Genomic DNA, 15,260 nt, shown 5'->3' with positions numbered 1-15,260 from the left:
GATTGACGCGACGGACCCGATGGGGTGCTGGATAAGGCAGCAGCCATCCGGCCAAGGCTAAGAAAACCGGACCGCTTTGACAAGCCAAGAGATGATAAGCTCTTTAAGTTCCAAGGTTGCTGTGAAGCGAGGTCATGCGTAACCTAAGCAGGAATGATTCATCCTTTTGGTTACCGATTTTGCCTGTTTGTCACCGCTCTATGGGCCATTGCCTCAGTGGGCAGGGCAGAGTCTGTGACCGGCTTGCTGCTGCCTCTCCAAGAAGTGAAGGTGGGCACGCCGGTGGAAGGCCTCGTCAAAGAAGTCATGGTGGATGAAGGGGATACTGTGACGGTGGGACAACCTCTGGTGCGGCTGGTGGATGATCTCGAAAAGATGGATGTGGAGCGTGCGGAAAAGATCTTGGAGAAGGCCAAATTTGACCACGAAGCCGCGCAGAAGCTGCTGAAGCAGGACATTGGCACGAAGGAAGAGGCCCTGCGCAAAAGTATCGAATACGACTTGGCCAAGATTCAGCGGGATGCCTCTGTGGTAAGGCTCCAGCAAAAGACCCTGCAATCCCCAATCCAAGGTGTCGTGGTGCATCGGGGTAAGGAGCCCGGGGAGTCGGTACAATTGCACGAAGTGCTGCTCCAGATCGTGCATATTCAGAAGGTGGAGGCTCAGTTTTATCTGGAGCCTGAGCAGATCGGCAGCTTGAAAACTGGGGTGCAACAGAAGCTGCATGTGCCTTCCATCACGGGCTCTCCCGAGGTGATCGGTCGAATCGTTTTTCTCGATCCTCGGCTGGATGCGGAGAGCGGCTTGTATCGGGTCAAGTTAGAACTGGATAATCCGGACCTGAAGTTAAAACCCGGCATGCGTGTTGAGGCGGACTTCGCCAAGCCCTAGCTGCTCACATGATGGAGATCCTGGATACCCCGGTGAAGGCTGAGCAAGAGCAGACGCGTCTGCTTGAAGCGCAGGTGCCCTCGGCCTTCCGGAGTGACCTCCAGATCAGCCATCAGGTCTTCGAGGGGCGCGCCTTTGTGATCATTAAGGACCCGCTTTCCTTGAAATACTTTCGGTTACCGGTAGAGGACTACAGCCTTGCCGCACTGTTTGATGGAAGGCGCTCGGTGGTGGAGATCAGGTGTGCTTTTTTAGAGGCTTATCCGCATGTGGCTTTGGCGCAGAGTGATCAGTCGCTCAATGAGCGGATCATCCAGTTTGCTCATGAGTTGCTCGTGGCCGGGTTTCTGGAGGCCACTGCGGTCGGTGCCCACAAGCAACTGCAACTGGAACGTTCCCGCCAGAGGCCCCAAACCCCGTGGGGGATGTTCATGAGTGCGCTGTTTCTCAAGATTCCGCTCTGGGATCCTGATCGGTTGCTGACGCGTCTGGAGAGGCCGCTGCGGGCGATTTGGACTTGGCGCGGGTTCGTCATCAGCCTAGTCATTTTCGTCGCTGGGCTTTCGGTTTTCGTGCTCAATTTCCCGCGCATTGCCCCCTCGCTGAATGATTTCCTGACCCTGCCCAATCTCGCGCTGGTGTGGGTGCTCACCATTGTGGTGAAGGTCATTCATGAATTCGGTCATGGACTGACGTGCAAGCATTACGGGGGGGAGGTGCATGAGATGGGGGCGATGGTCATTGTGTTCAGCCCGTTTCTGTATGCGGATGTCACGGACAGTTATCTTTTTCCACGTCGTCGGCATCGTGTCTTGGTGGCAGCCGCCGGGATCTACGTCGAGTTGGTGATCGCTGCCATCGCCACGCTTTTGTGGGCGGTCTCTCAGCTCGGGCCCGGGCAGCAGTTGCTGTTCAATCTGATGCTGATCACCAGTGTCTGGACGGTGCTCTTCAATGCCAATCCGCTGATGAAGTTCGACGGTTACTACATGCTGACGGACATTCTGGGCGTGCCCAATCTGCGCTCGAAGGCCCAACTCTGCGTGAGTGATCTGTGTCGCCGTTGGATCTTCGGTGGCGAAGCTAAGCCACAGGTCGAGCGGCTGTTGCCGCGGCAAAATCGCGGCTGGTTTGTCTTGTATAGTTTCGCCGCCCAGCTCTATCTGCTGCAGATCACGCTAGGGATTGCGATGATCTTCCACCATCTGTTGAAGCCCTATGGCCTGAGCTGGTTGGGAGATGCCATTGGGATCGGCGCATTGATCTCCATGTTGATCGTCCCTGTGGTTTCCTTTTTCAAACAGCAGCTCGCACAGCAGCGCCATCAGCCTTCACGTTGGCGGCGGCCTCTGACAGTGCTTGCGGGGGGCGTTGTTGTGCTGACCGTGATCTTATTCAGCCCCTGGCAGATCAAGGTGGAGCGCCCGGCCGTCATGCAGTCGGTGGAGCAGGATTGGGTGCGTGCAGAGGTGCCTGGGAAGATCGAAGAGATTCGTGTGCGGACGGGGCAAACGGTGCAGGCGGGTGAAACTCTTGCCGTGCTATCCAGCCCCCGTCTCAGCAGCGCGGTAACTGTGGGCAAGCTGGAAGTGGAGCGGCGCCGGAAGTATTTGGATCTCACCTTAGGGGCGAATGCTCCGGCCTATTATCAGCAAGCCAAGACCTCCCTGGCTGAGGCAGAGATTGCGCTGGTAGAAGCTCAGCGTCAGGATGAAAAACGCATCCTGAAGGCACCCCGTGCCGGAGTGGTGTTAACACCGGATCTTGATCGCTTGAGTTCGGCGGCCATGCGCCCTGGAGATGCCCTGTGTGAGATTGCGGACCTGACTCAACTACGCGTGTTCATCCCGCTCAATGAACGTCAGGCGCGTGACATCCATGCTGGCCAAAAGGTGGAACTACGGATGCGTGCCCGGCCTCAGGAGACCTACCTTGGCGAGGTGGTGGCAGACCTGAAAACCCCACCCACCACTGAGCTGCCGCCGAACCTCGTCGCCACGCTCGGAGGGGACATCGCGGCGCAGCCCGATGCTCAGGGGCACCTGAAACCGCTGGAGGTGATTTACGGGGTGACCGTGCTTCTCCACAATCCGGATGGGCACCTCCGACCGGGAATGACGGGGAGTGCCCGTGTGTATGGTGATGAACTGCCCGTCTGGCAGGTGCTCTGGCAGAGGATCTTGGACTTTGTGAGCCTGGATTACCGGCTTTAACCGCTCTCTCAGAGCTGCTGAAGGATCGTCATCTGATGTCGATCATCTTCGGTTAAAGATTGGTTAGGCAACTCCGCGTAGGCGCGCAAGGCCATGGCCGGCTGATGATCCTGGAGATGGGCTTGAATCAAGCGACGGCGGGCCGATACATCATCTGGGAATCGCCGGAGAAACTCCTGCCAAAGCACCGATGCGGAGCCCTGAGACTGAGCGGCTGCTGCTGCCAGAGTGGCGGCATAGTGAAGTTGGCGGTGATAAGGAGCCTGCCGCAGACGCAGAGCCAGCATGCGTTTGGCCACAGGGTGCGTTTGCGCGAGTTGAAGCACCGTGCTCTGAGTCTCCGCGCAGTCCAGGGCTGCGTTCAGTGCTTCGTCGAGTTGCTCGATCTGAGCTGGAGTTTTAGCCAGGGCGCAGAGCCTGGGCAAAGCACGTGGATCACGGGCTGCCACCAGCCGGAGAAAGGCCGCGAAGCTCACGGCATTGGGCTGCTCATCGTCACAGATGGAGGCGTAGCAGGAAAGCCAACGCAGGTAATTCGGCGAGATGTCAGACTGCTGCTGAAGCGCCTGAATGGAGAGCGAGTGCTCGGAAAAAGATTGCAGATGACGCTCCAGGTAGGGCAGAAAGCGCGAGCCCTGACGGGCTTGCTGAGCCGCCAACCAAGCGCGATCCAGAGCGTGTTCGGAGTAGGGCGCAGTACCAGCGAATTCCGCCAATTGCTGTGAGAGTGCTTCTTCAACATCTCCTGCCTCCATCATGAGCGAAAACGCTTGGTCCTTGGCTTCTTCGATCAGACTATCCTGCTCAGTGTCCGCATGGCGTTGAATCCAGAGACGCAGAGCTTTTTGAGCCGGACCGGTATGACGAGCTGTGCGTGCCGCCATGGTCAACTGGCGAAGGGTTTCCCAAGTGGCCCCTGGCAGTTCACAGGCACGCCCTAGAATGGTCACGGCATCGACGAGATCGCCTTGCCGCTGGGCGCGGCGTGCGAGGTCCTCCAGGATTGCCTGCCTCTGGTTGTCCGCCACCCGATCCCCGGCGGCGGCGATCATCAGATGCACCTCGATGAGGTCGATCTGGGGTGTTTGGGCTAACCAGGTGTGCAGAAGCGCGGCATTCCATTCGGGACCGAGGTCGGCAATCGGAGCTTTCTGAACGGTCAATTGACGGATTTGACGGTCAGGGGAAAAACTCAGCCAGGCAGCCAAGATTTGCACCTGTTCCTCAGGCATGCGCGCTAAGGCCAGGAGCGCCGGTAAGGCGGTGTCTTGAGGCGCAGCAGCCAGCCAACCGGCGATGCCTTCTTGCGCTGTAGGCTGTGAATCCCCTATCTCCGCTGCATGGGCGGATTTAGGCATGAAGCGCCACGTCCAGATACCGATCAAGACGGCATAAAGAACGAGGAGGAGAAAGGCACGGCTTCGGGTCAGTTTCATCGCATCGCCGCTTGTGGGGAGTTGAGCACCTGCACACGCACGGCGCTTTGCGCTGGGACCGTGACTTCGATCTGCCCCCGCGAATCTGCGGTGAGGAATTGCGGGTGATCGGTGGTGAAGACTTGGCAGACCGACCCGGGGGCAATCCCTGCAAAACTGAGCTCGACCGGACGCAGGTCCGCCACCTGAATCAGGGCGCGCTGCTGGCCCGCTTCATCATACCGGAGCTTGCCACTGGCGGACGTGAGTCGGAGATGAGTGGGCGTGCCCTGCGGGGTTAGCACCAACTCGGTGCGGCGACGGCCTAACGTATGAATGTAAAGATCCGGGCCACGCACGCTGTAACCGGCCAGACCGACGCTGCGGTCCAGATCTGGAATGCCGGCACTCACAGGTAGGCGAAGGGTGCGTGCCTGCCCGGCATTGACCAGAATCCAGTGCCCAGGGCCTTGCTCAAACAGGCGTGTGCGGGCGGCATCGCGAACGATCTTGGCGTGCTCGGCCAGTGTGATGGCATGCAGAGGCTGGGAGGCACACCAGTCGAGAATGTTTTCAGCTTCCCACAGCCTTTCCTCTGTTGCTGCATCACGAAAGCTGAAGATGGCATTCACCGGTTGCATCCAGCGGCTGGCGTTTTGTGCCTCTTCGTGGGCGATAAATTCGGCTGCCCTCAGGGCGCCTTGATGAGGTAAAGGTGTGAGCGTGAGGAGACTCTGATGCTGACCCCAGGTTTGCGCCATCTTAGCTGGCGATGTGCCAGGCAGGGTAGTGGTGGCGGTGATCCATGCATTTTCCACCCCCATGCGATGGCTAAACGCCACGGCTTCATCCGTAGGCCGCGCTCCTTGAGGCCACAGCATCAGGTCCACATGGCGTCCTGCAGGCAGCAGGCGGCGATGAACGTAGGCCATGGTGCCTGCGACCTCGCGCTCCATCTCCGGGCAGGTTTCCCAGCTCGAGGGGCGGCTCAGGCTGCCGGCTGCGGCATGCACCTGAGGCAGTGAGAAGATCGCCCGTGCGGCAGCTTCATAGCGCAGCGTATCCCGTGGGTCCAGACCTGGATTGGTGCCTCGCAGATCTCCTTCACACACGGCCACGGTGAACGGAAGCGAGTAGCGTGAGAGCAGTCGCTCGGTCAATGCCTCTGCAGCAAGCGGCAGTCCTTGAAGCGTTGTGGATTGGGTAAAGCCCTCACTATCCACGACCGGAATGAGCAAACGGCGACCATTTTGGCTGGCTACATCCATGACGGGAACGCGGGAATAGCGGCCTAACCAATGTTCGAGAAATGGCAGCGGGGCGATTTGTGGCCCGGCTTCTTTCGCCATGGCATCCAGCCACACTCCACCCCATGACGTGATAAAAACTTGATCGAAAAGAATGCCATCGGCTTCGATGGCGCTGAGGACCGAGGCTCCCGCTGGGGCACGCAGATCACGAAAACCGAGGGTCCGTGCGCGCATACTGCCCGCCTGATGCAACCAGGGGGAGGCGATGGGCTTGATGCTGGCCTTGCCTGTGACTGGGAGGGCTCTCCCGTTGCCACGTAGGCCTAGGGTCTGAGACCATTGGGAAAAGTCGGCGTCATTGCCCCAAGGGGCACCGGTCAGCAGCAGCGGGGCTCGGCGTTCCTTGAGGGCACGCACAGCATCGAGCAAGAAACCCTGCTGCTGGGGCTGAGCCTGGAGGTTGGCGTCCAGAATAAGCGCATCGGCTTGCTGCCATTCCTGCACTTGCTCCGGCTGCTGCATTTTCCCTGCATCCACATAGCTCACCTGCCAGCCTAACCACTCTAGCGATCCCTGCAGAACATGAGCGGTGAAGGTCTCCGATGCGGCTCCCGAGTGGATCACGACCACATGACGCGTGACCTCCACCAGTGGCCCCAGATGGGTGCCCTGGAGATCAGGAGTGGTAAAAAAGGGAACCGCACCCATGGCGCGAAAATGCTCGGTGTGCCGGGCGATCTCCTCATCCGTGACTGTCTCGGGTAAGGACTCCACCACCAGAGGTTGGAGGCCATGACGCTTCACCTCCCGGATGCGCTGATCTCTCACCGCTGGATTTTCAGCCCGCCCGATGAACAGCACGCCATCCAGAAAACGACGGCCTTCGGCCACGAGATCCAAACCGTTTTCGAGGATCAGTTGTTTGTCAGGATAGATGCGATCCAGTTCTTGAATGGCTTTCAAACAGGCCGCGCGCTCGGCATCCTGGCTGATGGTTTCCAGGCCGGTCAGGACGAATCCATCGAAACCCTGCTCCGCGGCATGTTGCACCATCTCACGCACCACCAGAGGCACCCAGTTAGGGTGCGTGGCGTCTAGCCGTGTCCAGCCTGCTTGGGTCGCCTCCAGAGTAGGCACGCCGATCTTTTTAGCGATGTCGATAGCTCGCGATCTTGGCGGAAGCTCAAAAACGTTCACTCGTGCCAGCACCTTGTTGCCCAAGGTCTGCTGCGCTTCCAGGTCCACCTTCGCATCGGCCTCCACGATGCTGAGATCAAAGGCACTCAGCATGACCGTGTCTGGCGTGGGTGACAGGTCCACCATGAGCCGAGTGGGATTCACTCCGGCCCACAGACTGAGGTGAAGCGCCAGAAAGCTGGCGACCATTTTGAGCAATCTGCGGGGGAGGCAACGCATCGTAGGCACAGGAATGGTTTCAAAATTGAGAACGACCGCATTTTAGATTCTCAAATTATAGAATCAATGATTTCAGATGCTGCTTACAAACTCCTTACCTTCCTGGCGCAGATGCCCCGGCGGCAGGCTCGACAGTTCACAAGTTTGTGACATCTTGGCGCTAGGTTTTCCCTCCCATGACCGCTTCCATTGTTTCTCCTGTGCTGTTGGGTATCGAAGGCGGCGGCACCCGCACCAGCGTGCGGTTGGTGGATGGCGCAGGGACGACACTGATGAATTTCCAAACCGGACCCGCGGTGCTCTCGCTGATGACGGACCGCGAATTACGCTGGCATCTCCGAGCGATAGCGGAGCGACTGCTTTATGTCCCGCAAGCCATCGGTGTCGGGCTGGCCGGGGCACGCACCCATGTGGATCAAGAGCGACTGGCCAAGGCGATTTCACGCATCTGGCCCAACATCCCCTGTGTCGCGACGAATGACCTGGAAACAGCCCTCGCTGCGGCACCGGAGTCGGTCAAGGAACTGCCGCGGGTGCTCGTCTTGAGTGGCACAGGTTCGTGCTGCTTTGGCCGCACGCCCGACGGACGAACGGCCAAGGTTGGGGGGCGAGGGCACATCATTGGCGACCGCGGCAGTGCCTGTGATATCGGCCTGCGTGCTTTACGTGCGGTGATGGCGGATCTGGATCACCGAGGCCGTATGGGGAAGCTGGGTGTGGCGATTCTGAATGCTCTCATGTTCAATGAACCGGATCAGCTCATCCCGTGGTCCGTGCATGCGACGAAAACCGAGATCGCGAATCTCACGGTGACCGTCTTTGCCGTCGCTCAGACAGGGGATCGATTGACCAAAAAAATCTTGGCGGATGCCGCAGCGATGCTGGCCGAAGACGCATGCGCATGTGCCAGTCAGATTGCCCCGGCGGGTAGTCCGGTGGAGTTCGTTCTGAATGGCGGTGTCATGCTGCGCAATCCCAGTTTCATGCGAGACGTGAGCCGCCGTATCAGGACGTGCTGGAGCAGACGTGCACGCGTCATACCACTCGCACGGCCCTCGGTGTGGGGTGCCGTGAAGCTGGCTGAAGGTGTGGTTAGGCCAGAGATCGGCAAAGCCTGTTCCGCGTCTCAACCTGTGGCACCCCTGACCCTACCTGCTCCAATCGCGGACCTGCAAGTTCTCTCAGACTCTCCCACCGAGCTGCGTAATCCTCGTTCGATCAAGCTGGATCGGTTGCCCTTGCCCCAAGGGATCGAACTCATGTTGAGCGAAGATGCCCTGATCCCTGCGGCAGTCTTGAAGGAGAAGCGGGCCCTGACTCAGGTGGTCGAGAAAGTCGTGGCCGCGTTTCAAACCAACGGGCGCCTCTTTTATGCCGGAGCAGGCACCAGCGGGCGTCTCGGGGTGCTGGATGCCAGTGAGATACCTCCGACGTTCCGTGCTCCGCGTGAACAGGTGCAGGGTATCATTGCCGGGGGGCGGCAGGCCCTATGGAGCGCTGTCGAAGGAGCTGAGGATGATGTGCAGGCCGGAAGTGAAGCGATCTCTTTCCGACAGCTTGACGCCCAGGATGTCTTCATCGGCATCGCCGCCAGTGGTCGCACGCCGTTTGTGTGGGGAGCCTTGCATGAGGCCAATCGCCGGGGTGCATTCACGGTGCTGCTGTGCTTCAATCCGGCAATGAGAGAGGCCGTGCGCAAGTTGCGCGAACCGGCCTGGAAACCGAAGGTTCTGCTCACGCCCAATGTGGGACCCGAGGTGCTGACGGGTTCGACTCGTTTGAAATCCGGCACGGCCACCAAGCTGGTGCTCAACATCATCACTACGCTGGCCATGACCAAGGTCGGCAAGGTGATCAGCAATCTCATGGTGGATTTGAATCCCTCCAACGTGAAGTTGCGAGATCGAGCGATCCGGATCCTCGTTCAACTCACGGCCTCCACGCCTGATCAAGCCCGCGCTGCCTTGGAAGCCACGGGATGGGTGGTGAAGTCAGCGTATGAGCGATTGAAGAAAGGGTGATCCGCTAAGCTATGGTGTCGCGGCTGGAGCCGAGGAGGGAGGTGTTGTCGTCGTGGCCCTTTTGTTACCGCTGGTGATCTCGGTGAAACGCTTTTCGTATTCGGCGTGATTCGTGCCCATGAGGCGATCCCAGAGATTGAAATAGAGCCCGTAGTTTCCCCGCAGTTTCTCATGGTGCATGACGTGGTTGGTTGGGGTATTGAGGATCCAACCCAGGGGCGTTCGTAGAGACCAACGCGGGTAAAATTCATAGCCTGCATGGCCCGCCACGTTGAAAACAATCTGCCAGACCATGAACAGACTGAAGGCATGGAGGTGCAGCGGGAGGGTCAAGGCAGCGAGGGGAAAGATCATCGCGTTCACCAAGGCTTCGAGCGGGTCCATGGCATAAGCTGTCCATGGGGTCGGATTGTGCGAAAGGTGATGGGCCTTGTGAAACCACTTGAATAGCTTCTTGTGGTGCATGAGTCGATGCGTCCAGTAAAACCAAGCGTCATGCAGGAAGATCGTGCAGACGATGCTGGTCCAAAACCAAACTTGGCTATGCTCCGCCCGTTTCCAATAGATCTGGGTCCAACCTTTTTTGGCCGCTAAATAAGTGAGGCCTGCCACCAGGCTGAAGATGAGGATGGAGGAGACGGATAACCCAATGTCTCGCCAGATGTCTCGGCTACGGGGAAAACGGGAGATGATTTCACGGTGAAACCACGCCCGTTTGAAAAGCCAATAGCCCAACACCCAGGCAATGCCGCAGTAGATCAGATATTGGGTGGTCAGACCCAGCACATTCCCAGAAGTGACTTCCCAGAAGTTGAAGGATTTGAGTCTCATGGCGTTTTCTGGGAAGAAAGGAATGAGCTGAGTTTGCCTTACTGCACGGCCACATCGGCACCGCTGGAGGTGTAATACTCGAAGTAGCCTATCATCATTTCATCCTGGGTCTGGGGACCCCAACGCACGTTCTTTGTGGGGTCTGGATTGGCGGGATTGCTCTCGCTGTTATCGAAGACGGCGGTGATCTTGACCTTGCTGCCGCGAGCTAGAAAGCGGGGTTGCGCATAGTCATAACGAAGCTGCCAGTTGAAGTCGTAGCGGGGGATATCCAGCAGCACTTCGGGTGTGCCTCCACCGGGAGGTGTTACTTCAAATTTGAAGGCTTTGCCTCGCACATGCATGTGAGCCATGTAGGCCATGACGTTCATGTCGCGGGGCACCGTTTGTTCCTTCACTTCGATGTGATGTCCCTCACCGGCAGGGATGTTCAGGCGGGTATGCGCGACGGCGGCGGTGTGGACCAGGTAACGGGGTGGCTCTTTCGCAAAGACGAGTCCCATGCGCAGTTGGTCCTCAGTCTTGCGGCCATTCGGGGTGTAATGAATCTGAAAGCTGACGATGGAACCTGCGGGGAGTTTTTTGGCAAAACCTTCTGGCCAGATGTGCGCGGAGTTACCGGGGACATAGGCTGCCCAATAACCCTCGGTTCCCTCACCACGGTCCTTCACATCACTGCCTTTGGGATGGACTTGCACGATGACATGATGGACCACGGCTCGGTCGGTGGGCATGATTTCGTAACCTTGAACCCACTGATCTTTGTCAAAGGAGGTGGTGGCGGTGACGAACTGGTAAGGCATGGTGCCTTCGGCTTTGATGGAGATCGGCTTGGGAAGCTGCACGATGGCATCCGGGGTGCCGATGGCCCATTCTTCAGGAAAGTGCAGTGGCTTGGGCGCATCGGAGGGATTGCCAAGTGGACGGCCGCCGGCTAGCCAGGTCAGGAGGTCTTGCTTATCCTGAGCAGAGAGAGAGGTGTCGTTGATCCAGAGGCTGTGCTGGCCGGTAGGCGGCTCGGCGGCAAACCACGGAGGCATGGCACCTCGCTCCACCTGCTTGCGAATCATACCGGCGTTTTCGATAACGTCGTCATAGGTTTCCAGGCTGAAGGGGCCGATGGCATCTTTGCGGTGACAGGTCACACAATTGGCCTGCATGATGCGAGCGATCTGGTTGTGATAAGTCACGTTTTTTTGAACGACCTGAGTTTTTTCCTGGTGATCCAGGGCACAACCTGGGGCTGTGGTCGCGGTGATCTCAGGACTTTCGTGACGCAGCATCGCGGCCAGTGCGTCGCGAAGATAGGTCTTGTTAGGTTTGTCCTTGGCGTAACCGAGGCCGTATTGGTCATTGATGGCCCCGCGATAAATCAGTGTGCGTGCGGCATCCAGAAGAAAGACTTCCGTGGTGGTGGTGGCCTGCAGAGCCTGTGCGAGCTGGCCATCGGTGTCGTGAATGACGGGTGAGGTGAGGCCGTGCTTGGTGATGAAGGCTTGGATATCCTCCGCCGTTTCTACCGCGACTGGACAGACCAATAGCATCTGAACCTGCTGCTCGGCGGCGTCTTTTTCTAAGCGAGCGAGTTCCGCTCCTAGCTTACCGCTGATGGGGCAGGTGGCTCCGAAGAAGGCGAGGATTATGCCCTGGCTTTGCTCCAAGCGTTGACTCAGAGGCTGCTCTTGGCCGTGGTTATCTTTCAGGACAAGATCGGCCACCAGATGACCGACGCCATGCTCACTGCCTTTCAGGATTTCAGGGGCTTCCTTCAGGCTGGGGTCTTCAGAGGCTGGCGTGACCGGGGCGGTGCTTTCTTCAGGCAGGCCCTTCTTGCGCAGTCGGCTCATGGCTTCGGTGGCTTCGGCTAGAGTGACTTGGCCGTCCGCATTGCCATCGAGGAAACGCATCCATCGCTTTTGCAGTAATTCGTCGCGAGTGAGGAGGCCATCGCCGTTTTTGTCCAGTTTATCGAATTCCGCGATGCCTGTTTTTCCGGGTGTCGCGGCGGTCTTGGCTTTCTCGGTTCGGGCAATGGCTGTTTTCGCTTCCGCCAGCGTGAGTGAGCCATTGCCATCCAGGTCCAGCTTGGACAGATAATCCGCGGCTTGCATCTCTTCACCTGCGATTAAGCCATCGCCATTCTTGTCCAGTTCCTTGAAGCGCTGCTCCACGATAGCGAGCTGCGCGGTGGCGGAACCGGTGAGCAAAAGAGTGAGGAAAAAGGCTGAGCGTTTCATGTCGTGCCAGTCTGTGACTTCAGCAGGGAGGTTGTATGACAGTACGAACTCTTTTTCCCAATGATTAGTCTTTGCGCAGCGTGCCATCGCTAAGGACACGCGCGCGCAGGCCGCCATTGCCCTTCATGGCTTCTTCGGCCCCAGGCGCTAAAGCCTGATCCATCCAGTAGCAAGGTCGGCATTCCTCCGTGCCGATGAAGCGCACGCCTTGGACTTCGAACTCCTGACCGATCAGCGTATTGAGATCGACTCCTTTCGTGATCACATTGCGACGAAAGATGGCAGGTGAGATGCCCATGGCCTGGAACTGCTCGCAGAGTCGCTCATACACTTCATGGGCAAAGAAGGTCACTTGGCCTTTGTAATTCTCTTTGTGGCCGAAGAAGCGATCTCCGACCAAGCCCTGACCCGCCACACATTCCACTGATTCCACTTCCTCAATCGCCGCTTGGCCTGGCGGCTTGCCATGATGCCCAAAGTAGTTGTGCTCTGGGGAAATGTAGAGGTGGAGAATCCGCATGGAGGCATTGTCATCCACAGCCCACGGCGCTGCAATTCAGGAATCATCTGGCAGCATTCCTTTGCACCCGGCCAGAGGCTGGCTTCACTGGGAGGAATGAGCGAAGAAAAGATCATCCGCATTGGCATTGTCGGGGCAGGGGGAATCGTGAAACAGCGTCACCTGCCAGGGTTGCGTGCGCTGCCCAACGTCCAAATCACCGCCGTGGCCAATTCCAGCTTGGCCAGTGCCGAGGCGTTTTGTCGGGAATTCGCTCCCGAGGCCAAGCCCTTCGCCCGCTGGGAGGATGTGGTGGACAATGAGGACGTGGATGTGGTGTGGGTCGGAGCCCCTCCGTGCATGCATCATGATGCGACGGACTTTGCTCTCCAGTGTGGTAAGCATGTGTTCACTCAGGCACGCATGGCGGCGACCTTGCCAGAATCCGAGCGCATGTGGGAGCGTGCCCAGAGTCATCCCGAACTGGTGACGGCGATCTGTCCGGCACCTCATGGGATGAAGGGCGGGGAGATGGTAAAAAAGCTACTGGCTGAGGGAGCCATCGGCGCGCCGTTTCATGCACTCCTGCACAGCTTCAATGCGGCCTGGCTGGATGCTTCTCAGCCTGCTCACTGGCGGCAGAGGGAGGAGATCAGTGGCATTCAGATTTTGACGTTGGGGATCTACACAGAAGTGCTGCAAAAATGGTTAGGTCACATCGTCGAGGTGGAAGCCCGAGGGCAGGTGGTGATCCCGGAACGGGAAGGCTATAGCGTGGAGATTCCCGACTTTGTGAATGTGCTCGCACGTTTTCGGAGTGGTTTGGAAGCGACGATGCTTTTCAGCGGTGTGGCGGCGCATGCTCCGACGGACAAGCTCTGGCTGTTCGGCAGCGAGGGAACACTGAGTTACGACTTCACGACGGACGAACTCTTCCTGGGTAAAGCAGGAGGGCCCTTGGAAGTGGTGCCTGTGCCAACGGAGATGCAGCGAGAGTGGACCGTGGAACGCGACTTTATCCAGGCGGTTCGTGACCCCAGTGCACCTCGGCCAACGCCCGATTTCACCGAAGGCGTCTGCTACATGCGCGTCGTGGAAGCCGTGTGGCAGGCGATGGAAAACCGTGCCGCGGTGAAGTGTGTGTGATGATTGAGATCACCGTTGCCCGACCGTCCATTCGACAGCGCGGACAATGAACGACTCCATCCCCGGCTGTTGCTCAGGGTGCGGGCTGCTGCAGAGCACGCGGCCTTGGCCATAGTGGCCGATGATCATGGCGGGGGAGTTGATTTGGGCTCCTTTAGGCGAACCATTTTCCGCCAACTCGGTGCGGAAATAGGCGAGCGGTTCAAAGTCTGGAATGACGTCGTTTTCAGCGGTGGTGAACACGGGGCCATTGGCATACCGAACATCCATGAGTCCTTCCGGCATGCCTAGAATCTCGCGTCCTTGGGGAGTGAACTCGATCTTCACATCACCCACGCCCCGTGCCCACTTGGAGGACTTGGTTTTAGCATCGAGGATTTTGACGCCCCAGGAAAAGCCGTCGCAGGCCAGGTAGTTACCTGCACAGATGCCGATGTAACCGCCGCCTGACTCGACAAATCGGCGGACTTGCTCACGACCCACAAGGCCGAGTGTGCCTGCCTGCTTACCGCCACTGCCACCGGTGAAGATGACCACGTCGTAGTCCTTGAGTCCGCCCTGACGGATGAGGGCCGGTTTCACCAGAGTCACCTCCATGTGGGTCTGGGCTTTCAGCAGTTCGCTACAGCGCGGGACGCCTTTGCCAAAGCTGCCGTAATCATCGAAGAGGGCCACGCGGATGTGGTCTTTCACCGGCGGACGCGGGGGAATGGTGGTCAGCTCATTCCAAGACAGCCGAAGTTTTAAAGTTGGGCCGTCCGTTTCCTTGCGTCCGATCAGATACCATTGGGAGTTTTCCTGGACCCAGCGTGCCTCTTGGATGGGAAACTCAGCTACCAGATTCAGGGCCGCCGTATTGATCTTGGGGTTGGTTAGGTTGAGGCTGGTGGAACTCGTGGAGTGGTAGATGCCGGTACTCTTTTTGCCCGGGATCGGATGAACCTGATAGAAATGCCCCGGCGTGAGCTCGATCGTGTGGCTCAGCCCTTCATTTTTCAGTCCCTCTGCCTTGAGCCACGTGCCCTCTGCCTGGGGATAACGCACGCCATCCGCGAGTCCCTCTGAGGCGATGAGTGGTAAACTAGAGCGTGTTATGAACTTTGAAAAGGGGCTGTACAATGGGTGAAAGAGTAGGCATAAGCTTGGGATGGCATCCAAAACAGTGAAACCCAAGCCTCCGTATCCCACCGATGTCAGCGATGAAGAGTGGCAGTTTTGCCGCCCTTACCTTGAACTCATGACGGAAGAGGCTCCGCAACGGGAGCACTCCTTGCGCGATGTGTTCAATGCCGTTCGTTATGTCGTCCGGGCTGGTTGCCCTTGGAGAATGCTGCCCCATGA

11 protein-coding genes are annotated in these 15,260 nt (G+C 58.3%); 5 read left to right on the top strand and 6 right to left on the bottom strand.

Features of this window, described 5'->3' with window-relative positions; all coding sequences use genetic code 11:
- The first annotated feature begins 153 nt into the window (after nucleotides 1-153).
- On the top strand, nucleotides 154-891 hold the full coding sequence (locus tag B5D61_RS21255; RefSeq protein WP_078815456.1) for an efflux RND transporter periplasmic adaptor subunit: 738 nt from the start codon (nucleotides 154-156) through the stop codon (nucleotides 889-891).
- A gap of 8 nt (nucleotides 892-899) precedes the next feature.
- Entirely contained in the window at nucleotides 900-3,104 is a 2,205-nt protein-coding gene (locus B5D61_RS21250) for an efflux RND transporter periplasmic adaptor subunit (RefSeq protein WP_078815455.1), read from the top strand.
- Between the two features lie 8 nt (nucleotides 3,105-3,112).
- On the opposite strand, the gene B5D61_RS21245 is transcribed toward B5D61_RS21250, so the two are convergent.
- Nucleotides 3,113-4,540, bottom strand: coding sequence for a hypothetical protein (locus tag B5D61_RS21245; protein ID WP_078815454.1), 1,428 nt, complete (start codon nucleotides 4,538-4,540; stop codon nucleotides 3,113-3,115).
- Complete coding sequence (locus tag B5D61_RS21240) at nucleotides 4,537-7,185, bottom strand: polysaccharide deacetylase family protein (protein WP_078815453.1); 2,649 nt, start codon at nucleotides 7,183-7,185, stop codon at nucleotides 4,537-4,539. Before B5D61_RS21240 ends, B5D61_RS21245 begins: the two co-directional genes overlap by 4 nt.
- Before the next feature lie 176 nt (nucleotides 7,186-7,361).
- Here B5D61_RS21240 and B5D61_RS21235 point away from each other — a divergent pair, with 176 nt between their 5' ends.
- Nucleotides 7,362-9,206, top strand: a complete 1,845-nt coding sequence (locus B5D61_RS21235) for an N-acetylmuramic acid 6-phosphate etherase (protein WP_078815452.1) — start codon at nucleotides 7,362-7,364, stop codon at nucleotides 9,204-9,206.
- 9 nt (nucleotides 9,207-9,215) lie between these two features.
- On the opposite strand, the gene B5D61_RS21230 is transcribed toward B5D61_RS21235, so the two are convergent.
- From B5D61_RS21230 to B5D61_RS21220, 3 genes are all read right to left on the bottom strand, one after another.
- Nucleotides 9,216-10,037 (bottom strand): sterol desaturase family protein, encoded by an 822-nt coding sequence (locus B5D61_RS21230; RefSeq protein WP_078815451.1) that lies wholly within the window; start codon nucleotides 10,035-10,037, stop codon nucleotides 9,216-9,218.
- A gap of 38 nt (nucleotides 10,038-10,075) precedes the next feature.
- Entirely contained in the window at nucleotides 10,076-12,274 is a 2,199-nt protein-coding gene (locus B5D61_RS21225; protein WP_078815450.1) for a redoxin domain-containing protein, read from the bottom strand.
- A gap of 64 nt (nucleotides 12,275-12,338) precedes the next feature.
- Entirely contained in the window at nucleotides 12,339-12,794 is a 456-nt protein-coding gene (locus B5D61_RS21220) for an MOSC domain-containing protein (RefSeq protein WP_139373411.1), read from the bottom strand.
- A gap of 96 nt (nucleotides 12,795-12,890) precedes the next feature.
- On the opposite strand from B5D61_RS21220, the gene B5D61_RS21215 reads away from it, so the two are divergent.
- Nucleotides 12,891-13,919: a Gfo/Idh/MocA family protein gene (locus B5D61_RS21215; protein ID WP_176159587.1), complete on the top strand. Its 1,029-nt coding sequence runs from the start codon at nucleotides 12,891-12,893 to the stop codon at nucleotides 13,917-13,919.
- Between the two features lie 9 nt (nucleotides 13,920-13,928).
- On the opposite strand, the gene B5D61_RS21210 is transcribed toward B5D61_RS21215, so the two are convergent.
- Complete coding sequence (locus B5D61_RS21210; protein ID WP_078815448.1) at nucleotides 13,929-14,963, bottom strand: BPL-N domain-containing protein; 1,035 nt, start codon at nucleotides 14,961-14,963, stop codon at nucleotides 13,929-13,931.
- Nucleotides 14,964-15,066: 103 nt separating this feature from the next.
- Between B5D61_RS21210 and B5D61_RS26865 the strand changes: the two genes are divergently transcribed.
- Nucleotides 15,067-15,260 (top strand): transposase (locus B5D61_RS26865; protein ID WP_139373410.1); only part of this gene is annotated, 194 nt, incomplete at its 3' end.

This window comes from Prosthecobacter debontii (assembly GCF_900167535.1).
GTDB lineage: Bacteria > Verrucomicrobiota > Verrucomicrobiia > Verrucomicrobiales > Verrucomicrobiaceae > Prosthecobacter > Prosthecobacter debontii.
This window is presented reverse-complemented; position numbering and strand designations above follow the sequence as displayed.